Source organism: Candidatus Krumholzibacteriia bacterium (assembly GCA_035649275.1).
Classification (GTDB): Bacteria; Krumholzibacteriota; Krumholzibacteriia.
On record DASRJW010000081.1, the window covers coordinates 36215 to 46532 of the forward strand.

Sequence of the window (10318 nt, forward strand, 5' to 3'; positions counted from 1 at the left end):
GTCGGGTTGGGTCAAGGCGAGCCGCGCGTGCCGCGGCCCTGGGCAGGAGAATCACCGTGCTGATCAAGAAGCTCGAGCTTTCCGGTTTCAAGTCCTTCATGAATCCCGCGGCGCTGGATTTCGGCGGCGGCATCACCGCCATTCTCGGCCCCAACGGTTGCGGCAAATCCAACGTAGTGGACGCGCTGCGCTGGGTGCTCGGCGAGCAGAGCGCCAAGCAGCTGCGCGGCGAGCGCATGGCGAACGTCGTCTTCGGCGGCACCCGCCACCGCAAGCCCCTCGGGATGGCGGAAGTCTCGGTGACCTTCAGCAACCTCGACGGGCGCATGGCCACGCCCTACCAGGAAGTGCGCCTCACCCGCCGCCTGAGCCGCGAAGGCGAGAGCGATTACCTGGTCAACGGCGCGCCGGTGCGCCTCAAGGACCTGCGCGACCTGCTCACGGATACCGGTGCCGGCAGCCATGGCTATTCGATCATCGAGCGCGAGATGGTGGACACCGTCATCGGTGGGCACGAGGACCTGCGGCGCTTCCTGCTCGAAGAAGCCAGCGGCATCATGAAGTATCGGCTGCGACGGCGCGAAGCGGAGCGCAAGCTGGAGATGACCGCGCAGGACCTGCTGCGCCTCGACGATCTGGTGGAGGAAGTGGCGCGGGAAGTGCGGTCGTTGCGCCGGCAGCTGGGGCGGACGCGCCGCTATCAGGAGCTGCAGGAGCAGCTGCGCCGGACCGAGACCTACCTGGCGCAGCGGCGTTTGCTGCGCTATCGCGAGGAGACGGCGCGGCTCCGCGCCGAGCTGGAGGACGTGCAGCACTTCGGCGTCGGCGAGGACGCGGCGAGCGAGGCGATCGGCGCCCGCATCGCAGCGTTGCGCCTGGAGATGGCCGATATCGAGCGCGTCTGGCGCGAACACAGCATGCGCTGCGAGAGCCTGGCGGAGAAGCTGCGCGGGCGCGAGCAGGCGCTCGTCCTGCTCCGGGAGCGGAGCGACACCACTCGCGATGCCCAAGCGGCGGCGCGCGGCGAGATCGAGGCGACGGCGGACCGCCTGCTGCAGGTGCAGCGCGATGGCGCCGGCCTCGAGGCGCGGCGGACCGAGCTGGCCACGCAGCTCGAGGAGAGACGCGAGACCTTCCGGGAGGCCAAAGAAAAGCTGGAGGCGCAGGAAGCGACCTTCGATCGCGCCCGCTCCGATCTCCTGGCGGTGAAGCAGCGCACCTTCGACTTCGCCGAGACTTCGGCGTCGCGGCGGAGCGAGATCGAAGTGCTGCGCGCCAAGCTGGAATCGAACGGAGCGCGGGAGCTGCAGCTGGCAGACACGGCGCGGGACGCCTCGGACCGGGCGGCCCGCCTGGCGGAAGAGCTGGCGGCGGTGACCAAGCAGGTGGAGGCCGCCGAGGGGCGGCGGACCGAGCGGCAGCGCCAGGCCGACGCGGCGATGGACCGCGACGAGGAGCTGGTGGGCCTGCTCGAGGCGCGGCGCGAAGAGCGCGCACAGCTCCGTGCCGAGCTCGATACGGCGCGCTCGCGTTTGGACCTCCTCCGCACGCTGGAGGATTCCCGCGAAGGCTACGGGCGGGGGCCGAAGAACGTTCTCGAACGCCACGCCGGGACGCCGCGCTTGCTCGGCAGCCTCGCCGAGCTCGTGCAGGCGCCGCGAGCGTTGGAAGCCGCCTTCGACGCGTTGCTCGCCGACGTGCTCGACGCCATCCTCGTCCGCGATCTGGACAGCGCCCTCGATCTCGTCGGCGAGCTCCGCGACCAGGACCTCGGCCGCGCCACCTTCGTCGTTCCCGGGGCGGAGACCACGTCGTCGGACTCGGGATGGCGCGACATCCTCGGCCAGCCCGGTGTCGTGGGCCTGGCGGTGGATCTGGTCACCCTCGAGGGCCGAGCGGGGCAGGCGCTGCGCCGGCTGCTGGCGCAAGCCGTCGTGGTCGAAGATGCCGCCACCGCACGGCGTCTCCTGCTGCAGTACAGCGAGCCCAATCTCCGTCTCGCCACGCGGGACGGTTTGCTCTTCACCGGCGCCGGTCTGGTGCGCGGCGGCGGCGGTGGGGAAAGCGGCGCCGGACTCCTCGGCCGCAAGCAGCGCCTGCAGGAGCTCGGCGAGCGCGTCACGGCGGTGGAAGAGTCGCTGGCGGAGACGACGGCGAGCTGCGCCGCCACGGAGACGACCTTGCGCCTCTGCCGCAACGAACGGCGCGAGATGGAGCAGATCCTGCGCTTCGACGAGGAGGAGCTGCTGCGCCTGTCGGTCACCCGGGCTTCGCTCTCCACCGCCTTCGAGGAATGCAACGGGCGCTGCGGCGAGGCGCAGCACGCTCTGGGCGCGGTGGAGGCGGAAAGCGAGCGCTTGGCGCAGGCCTTGCCCGAGCTCACCCAGGACGCGGAACGGCTGACCCGGGAGAACGAAGAACAGAAGCGCGCGGTGGCGGCGCTGGAAGCCGAGTTCAACTCCATCGAGAGCGAGCGCGAGCGGCTGCGTCACGACACCAACGAGCTGCGCGTCGCCTTCGTCGAGGTCCGCGGCGAGGTCGAGTCCTGCGAGCGGCAGAGCGAGAGACTGGAAGAGCTGGAGCGCGAGCTCGCCGATCTGCGCACCCGCCGGCAAGAGGACGTGGAGCGTGCCGCCCGCGATCTGGAGACCTGGGCGCGGGAGAGCACCGAGGCCCAGGCCGAGGCGGCCAAACTGGCGCAGGAAATGGAAGCGGCGCGGCAGCAGCGCGACGAGGTGGGCGTGCGTCTCGACGCCCAGCGCACCCAGCTGGAAGCGGAGCAGGCGGAGCTGCACGCGCACGACAAGGAGCGACGGGAGCAACAGAACCGCCAGCACGCCCTGGAGCTGCAGCTCTCTCAGGGCAGCATGCAGGCGCAGAACCTCCTGGAACGCATCCAGGAGCAGTACGGCCTGGCGGAAGCGGAACTCCTGACGCTCCAGTTCGAGTGGAGCGATGCGGATCCAGTGCCGGACGAGGACGTGGTGCGCGAGCTGCGGGACAGCATCGGCAAGCTCGGGCCGGTGAACCTGCTGGCGCTGGAGGAGTTCGACAGCAAGAGCGAGCGTCTCACCTTCCTCGAGGCCCAGCGCGCCGACCTGGCCCAGGCCAGCGCCTCGTTGCAGCAGACCATCGAGAAGATCAACACCACTGCTTGCTTCCTCTTCCTCGAGACCTACGAGCAGGTGCGGCAGCATTTCCGCGAGACCATCCGCACCGTCTTCGAAGGCGGCGAGGGCGATCTCGTCCTCACCCAACCGTCGGAGCCCTTGGAAAGCGACGTGGAGCTCCGGGTGCGGCCGCGGGGGAAGAAGATCGACACCCTGACCCAGCTCTCCAGCGGCGAGCGCGCACTCACCGCCATCGCGCTCCTCTTCTCGATCTATCTGGTGAAGCCGAGCCCGTTCTGCGTCTTCGACGAAGTGGACGCGCCGCTCGACGACGCCAACATCGCCCGCTTCTTGGCGCTGCTCGACCGCTTCAAGGATCACACCCAGTTCATCGTCATCACCCACAACAAGCTGACGATGGAAGCGGCGGATTACCTCTATGGCGTGACCATGGAAGAAGAGGGCGTGTCCAAGCTGGTGTCGGTGGCGCTGGACGGCAAGCTCGCCGGCCAGCCGCGCAGCTTGCGGCGCAAGACCGAGCGGGCGACGGTGCGGGCGGCGACGCTACTCCGCTCCGCCGAGGTCGGCGTCCTGCCGGTGGAAGAGGGTGCACCGGCGGCCGCCGCGGAACTCGAGGTCCCGGCGGGAGACAACGGCAGCTCTGCGGCGACGCAGGAAGCGAACGCCAGGCCCGCCGCCGCAACCCTGGTGGGGAACGGCAAACGCCGGCCCGCAGCTCGGCTGGAGAAGGGCGTCGCCGCGGCGTTGCTCGCCGCCGCCGAGCGCAGCGAGACGGAAGAGCCGGCGGCGGAGGAGGCGCGGGCCGAGGAGCCCCTTGTTTAGGAAACCTCTCGCCGGCCTCCGGCGCGGCCTCGAAAAGACACGCGACAGCATGTTCGGGCGCGTCCGCGAGCTGGTGACGCGGCGGGCGAAGCTCGATGCCTCGACGCTCGACGAGATCGAGGCCATCCTCATCGGCTCCGACATGGGTGTGGAGGCGGCCGCACGCATCACCGACGGCGTGCGCCGGCGCGTGCGGGGCGAGACTTTCTCCGCCGAGGAGATGGAGGCGGTGGAAGAGGCCATTCGCGCCGAGGTCCTGGAACTCCTGGGTGGCGCGTCTCCGACGGCGGCGGAGCGCCTGCAAGGCAAACCCCACGTGCTTCTCGTCGTCGGCGTCAACGGCACCGGGAAGACGACGTCGGTCGGCAAGCTCGCCTGGATGTATCAGCAGAGCCTGGGCAAGAGGGTGATCCTGGGGGCCGCGGACACCTACCGCGCCGCCGCCGTCGAGCAGCTCGCCATCTGGGCGGAACGCACCGGTGCCACGCTGATTCGGCAGAAGCACGGCGCCGACCCGGCGGCGGTGGCCTACGACACGCTGCAGTCCGCTCAGGCGCGCGACGCCGACGTCGTCATCATCGACACGGCGGGGCGCTTGCACACCAAGACCAGTCTCATGGAAGAGCTGCGCAAGATCCGCCGTGCGGTGCAGAAGCTCGATCCCACGGCGCCGCACGAGACGCTGCTGGTGCTCGACGCCAACACCGGCCAGAACGGTCTGGTGCAAGCACGGGAGTTCCTCGCCGCCGTGCAGGTGACGGGTCTCTTCCTCGCCAAGCTCGACGGCACCGCCAAGGGTGGTATCGTGCTCGCCATCCGTCAGGCGCTCCAGGTGCCGGTCCACTTCGTCGGCGTCGGGGAGAGCCTGGAGGACCTGGAGGAGTTCGAGCCCGCCAGCTTCGCCGCGGCCCTCGTCGAACGCCGGTGAGGTCCTCGCGGCCCCTCGTCAGAAAGCGCCCCTGGGGCGCCTGAGCGCAGCCAGCCCCTCTTGCACTCAAAAACGGTAAGCGTCGCTGACAGTCCGTACCTCAGCCGGGCATAGGCGGTGGAACGAGCGTCCGCCAGCGGCGCGGGCGCTGCATTCCCGCGCAGGCACGAGACTTACCACAGCTGCGACCTGAAGAAGAGGGGGGCGCGATGTCGACCGGCCATGGCTTCCGGGCCCTTGGGTTCACGCTTCTGTTCGTTGCTGCCCTGGCACCCGCCACGGCTCGAGCGGCGGACTGCTTGACGAATCCTGAGGTCAAGATCAACGGCCAAGTTTACAACAACATCTGCAATCTGCTCGGGAGTCCGAGTGGTCTCGCGGGCAACAACGGCGGTATCACGATCGAAATCGATGCCGCCGAAGGGGAACAATTCAGCGAACTCTGGGTGCTGGCCAATTATTCGGACAATCGTTCGTCGGCCAACCTGTTCCCGGGGGTCGGCAGCGGCTCTCTCGATTGCGACGACTTTGACATCCCGGAAGCGGTCTACCTGGATATCGGCGGCTCCGGCGCCGTGCCCACCAGCACGGTCTGGCGTCCTCGGTTCGGCGGTGCAGCCACTCTGGGACTTGCAGCGAAATGTCTCGCAGACCCTGAAGACCCGCCAGGCGGGGGTATCTTCCTGATCCAGCCCTTGCTCACTTTCATCGCCAGGTCGACGGACATCGAAGGCGACGGTGACACCGACGAAGCCGACGAGAATTCGTTGCGAGCGGCGATCGGCACGGGCGCAACGCAGTTCGACTTGAACTTCGACAGCAGCATCGACGACGCGGGGGATCTCCCGATCCTCATCACGGAAGCAAAGCGGCGCGTCATCCTTCCTTATGGCACGTCGGCGTGGGCGAGCGAGGATTGCTACGATGCCCCCTGTCCGGAATTCCCCTGCGGTGGAAGCCCGGTCGCCTACACGATGTTTCCGCCTGCCGCTCCTGTCGTTTCTTTGACGGTCCTCAACGCGACGACAACCCGGCTCAGCTGGCCGGCCGTCGCGGACGACCAGACAGGGAGTGGAGCGTCGCGGCCTGCTTCTGGCTACGAAGTCCGCCGAAGCAGTGCACCCATCACGGCCGGCAATTGGGACAGCGCGTCGATCGTCACGACGGTCGGCCCGGGCGACCTAGGCACGACGGTTCTCGTCAACGTGAGCCGCCCGCCCAATACCTCGTGCTCTTGGTACTATGCGGTCAAGGCCAAGGACGATGTCGACAACCTCTCCGCGGTCAGCAATTCGCCCGCAGACCAGATCGACGTGACGGCGCCGGCGACGATTACCAACTTGTCCGGCGCGCCTGGCGGCCTGATGGTGCGCTTGAACTGGACCGCACCCGGTGACGACGGATCGACGGGCACCGCCAGTCTCTACGACGTTCGCTACACTGTCGGTACCGGCGCCTTCAATTGGGCCACGGCAACCGCCGCCGCTGCTTTCAGCCCCGCGCCAGCTGGGTTTGCGGAATGCATCGTCGTCGACCAGTTGCAGTCGAACACGAACTACAAGTTCGCAGTCAAGACACGGGACGACTGCGGGAATTGGTCGGCCCAGAGCAATGTGTTTTCCACCAAGACCAAGCCCGCGTCGTTTACCGTCAGCTGCGATCCAGGCAAGGCCGCTCCGGCTGGTGGCGCCGACGGGTCGATTCTCGCGGTGTCCGTCCTCGGGAGCGACACGGGTGAACCGGGGCTCAAGCGGATCCGATTCGATCTCCCTCGGGACGTGGAGGGGCAGCCCTACGATCTCTCGGTGTTCGACGTTCGCGGCCGGCGGGTCAGCCGCATCGAGGCCGGAACGGCGACTGCAGGCGAGTTCCATGTAGACTGGCGGCCGAGCGCGCAACGGCTGGCCGCCGGCTTCTACATCATCCGACTGCGTGCTGGCGGCCAACAGGCCACCACTCCGTTGGTTCTCCAGTAGGCGCATGAGTCCCACGAGAAGGCGTCGCCCGGTCGTACCGCCGGGCGACGCCGTGTGGGGAGACGACGCCTACCTCACCTCACGTAGACGAGCTTGCGGGTGACCATGGCGCTTTCGGTGTGCAAGCGGACGAAGTAGATGCCGGACGCCGCTGGTGCGCCCTGTGTATCGCGACCATCCCACGAGATCTCGTAGCGCCCAACATCCCGCTCGCCGTCGTCGAGCAGCGCGACCCGCCGCCCGCGGGCGTCGTAGACGGCGAGATCGATCCGTTGCCGCCGATCGACGCTGAAGGCGATCTTCGTCCCGCCCTGGACCGGGTTGTGCACCGGCTCGAGGCGAACGGCAGCGGCCGCGGCCTCTTCCTCGACGCCACCGTCCTCCGCCAGCTGCGCCTTGGCGGCTGCTGGCGTGAGGATCGGCGTGATCGGGAAGGGGCGCGTCGAGGCGTCGATCGAGGCCAGGAAGGTCGCGAGGCGGCGGCGGTCGCGGGCGCGGGTCAGGACATCCACGCCGCTCGTCCCGGCACTCCGGTGCTGGACGTTGTCGAGGACGTCGAGGAGTGTGAGCGCCGCGCCGTTGTGCAGCACCGGGCCGAGGCTGTGGACACCGAGCAGCGAGGGCGGGTTGAAGCCATCGGCGCCGCGGGCGGCGGCACCGTTCTGGCGGATCTCGTTCACCGCCGCGGCGTCGAAGGTCCCCACCTGCTTCAGGAAGCGGACGAGCTGGCCGTTCGAGATCGTCTCCCCGGCAGCGGGCGGGGGCGTGTAGTCGCGCCGGCTGGCCGACCAACCGGCCCCGCCATGGCAAGCGCTGCAGTTGGCGCGAGCGAACAGCCGCCTTCCAGCGCCGACGTCGTCATCGTCGGCGTCGAGCGGCGAGATCGGTGTGCGGATGCCGCGCGCCACGTACTCCTTCAGGGCGTCCATCCGCTCGCTCCGCCCCGCATTCGCCGGGTTGAAGGCGGCGAGGACGGGATCGGGCGTCGTGCCGTCGGCCAGCGTGATCAGGCCCAGGCCTCCGGAGGTGTTGCGCATGTTGTCCTCGAAGTCCTGGATCTCGTCGAAGATGGCCGAGTAGTTGAGCACCTTCTGATCGCTCGGATCGCGCCGGTTGAAGGTGCCGTTGAGCGGCACGGTGCGGCGCGGGCCACTGCCGAAGATCCACACCACGCCATCGGTGAGCCCGAATGGGTGGCAGGCGACGCAGGAGCTCCAGCCCTCGCTGGAAAGACGCAGATCGGTGACGCCGAGGGAGCCGAGCTGCGGCAGGTTGACGCCCGTCGAGCTGTGGAAGAGCGCCTTGCCGATCTGCACCGTGGCCGCCAGCGTTCCCGGGCGCGGCAACCTGGCCGACCGCACCGTGGCGATCACCGTGTGCGTCTCCAGGTCGATGACCGAGACGTCGCGCGACACCTCGTTGGCGACGTAAGCGCGCCGGTCCCGCGAGTCGATGGCGATGCCGCGCGGGTTCTGTCCGACGAAGATGCGCACGATGGCGCCCGGATCCCCGGCGGCGGTGGGCGCGTGGATGGTGGGTGTCCCGTCCTCGTCCAGGTCCACCTTGACGACGACGTTGGAGGATTGGGAGACCATGTAGCCCACGTCGCCCCCATGGGCGAAGGCGATGTGCCAGGGCACGGCGAGGAAGACCTTGCTGGGACCGGCGGGCTCGAAGTTGATGCCCCGGTTCATGTTGATGCTCTGCGACACGCCTCCGGCCTGGCCCTCGCGATCGGTGCGCAGGTCGATCACGGAAAGGAACGACTGCACGTTGACGTTGAAGCGGACCGGGCCATCGGCCGAGGCCCCGGTGTTGGGGACGTAGGCATGATCGCCCTTGATGGCGATGGCGTTCAGCATGTTGGGGAAGGCGCCGGTGACGAAGGTGAAGGTGGCCGGATTCGTCGGCGGGATGCGGTTGAGCGCCGAGCCGTTGGAGCGGAAGCCCGTGTCAGCCATGGGGTTGAGTACGACCTCACCCTCGACCTCGTTGTCGTCCACCGAAAGGACCGTGACCCGCGCTTCCTTGTAGTCGTCGGCGCCGATGATCGTCCCGGGGCGATCGAAGCCCAGGAACTGGGTGACGTACACCTTCTCGTCCCCGTCGTTGCCGTCGCCGTCGTTGGTGATGGCGATGCCGCGCGGCTCGAGGCCGACATCGCCAATCGTCTCCACGACCTCGTTGCGGCGCGGGGAAATGACGGAGATGTCGTTGGAGCGGGCGTTGGTGACGTAGAGCTTCGTGCCATTCGGGGTGAAGGCGAGCCCGTAGGGCTCCGTGCCCACGCGGATGGTGTCCTGGACCCGCGGATTGTCCGGGCTGGCATGGATGACAGAGACCGTCCCGTCCCGCGTGTTGGCGACATAGACGAACTTGCCATCGGGCCGGATGGCCAGGTTGTTCGGTTCGTCGCCCACCTCGATGTCCTCGACCTTGCGGAGCCCGCGCCTCGTCACCTCGAAGAGGGTGACGCTGTCGTTGTCCGGGTTCACCACCCAGACGAATTCGTCGTCGGGGGAGACGGCGATGGGTGACGACTGGGACGCTCCCCGGAGGCGCGGTCTTTCCCGGTCCCGGTCGCGGTCCTGCGGTGCGGGCACGATGACGGCGGCGGTCAAGGTGAGCGCGAGCGATGTCCACAGTAACAACGCCGCGCCTCTCAAAAGATGTTTCGCATGCACGGCTGTCCTCCCTTCACAGCATCACAGAATGCGGGGCGACTCCGGATTGCGACCCGGAGTCGATTGCACTCAACAGGCGAGACTGGGTCGCTTGCAGAAACTGGGTGGCCAGCATCCTAGCATGCGCCGCCACCCGGCAAATTGCGTGAAATGCCCCACATGGCCAGGAGCGCACTTTTGACGCGGATCCCGGCCATTTTCAGCCCGTTTTCGCAGGTTTCGAGGCTTTTGGCACATTTTGGACGCGCGTCATAGGGATCCTGTCGAGGCCCCCATGGGTTGGTGGTCAGGCGGTTCCCGATTGGGCAGGAATCAGTACCGGTCGAGGAGCGTGCGCATCTCCTCGATGCCGCGCTCGAGCTGAGGGTCGCCCTTTCCGGGTCGCTCGACGGGGTCGTCGACGCGAACATCCGGAGCCACGCCGACCCCCTCGAGTCGTTGGTCGTCCAGGAGGATCGGACCGTTATACGGGTAGAAGAGGACGAACCCCGCACGGAATGCATTCGATCCACCGGTGAAAGCGCCCGCTGTCGTGCTGCCGACGAGAACGGCGCGCTTCGATTTCTTGAACTGGAATGCCATGGCTTCCTTGCCGGAACGCGTGCCCTCGTTGATAAGCACGACCAACGGACCCCGAAACCATGCATGCGGGCCCACCGGGTCGGGCCGGCCGATGGTGCGCCGGTCTCGACGGAGCGCTGTGGACACGTAGAAGTCGCGCCGATCCTCGAAGAACGGGTCCAGGTAGTCGTACCAGGCGCCACCCCAGCCATCGCG

Annotated in this window: 5 protein-coding genes; 3 read left to right on the forward strand and 2 right to left on the reverse strand. The window is 68.1% G+C overall.

What is annotated here, in order from left to right; genetic code table 11:
* Positions 1–56: 56 nt before the first annotated feature.
* From smc to VFE28_08135, 3 genes are all read left to right on the forward strand, one after another.
* Positions 57–3953, forward strand: a complete 3897-nt coding sequence (gene smc, locus VFE28_08125; protein HZM15952.1) for a chromosome segregation protein SMC — start codon at positions 57–59, stop codon at positions 3951–3953.
* On the forward strand, positions 3946–4881 hold the full coding sequence (ftsY, locus tag VFE28_08130) for a signal recognition particle-docking protein FtsY (protein HZM15953.1): 936 nt from the start codon (positions 3946–3948) through the stop codon (positions 4879–4881). Before smc ends, ftsY begins: the two co-directional genes overlap by 8 nt.
* Before the next feature lie 209 nt (positions 4882–5090).
* A complete protein-coding gene (locus VFE28_08135) occupies positions 5091–6857 on the forward strand; it encodes a fibronectin type III domain-containing protein (protein ID HZM15954.1) in 1767 nt (588 codons plus the stop codon).
* Positions 6858–6931: 74 nt separating this feature from the next.
* Here VFE28_08135 and VFE28_08140 read toward each other — a convergent pair whose 3' ends face one another.
* Complete coding sequence (locus VFE28_08140) at positions 6932–9541, reverse strand: beta-propeller fold lactonase family protein (protein ID HZM15955.1); 2610 nt, start codon at positions 9539–9541, stop codon at positions 6932–6934.
* Positions 9542–9853: 312 nt separating this feature from the next.
* A partial coding sequence (locus VFE28_08145; protein ID HZM15956.1) for a S41 family peptidase occupies positions 9854–10318 on the reverse strand: 465 nt, incomplete at its 5' end.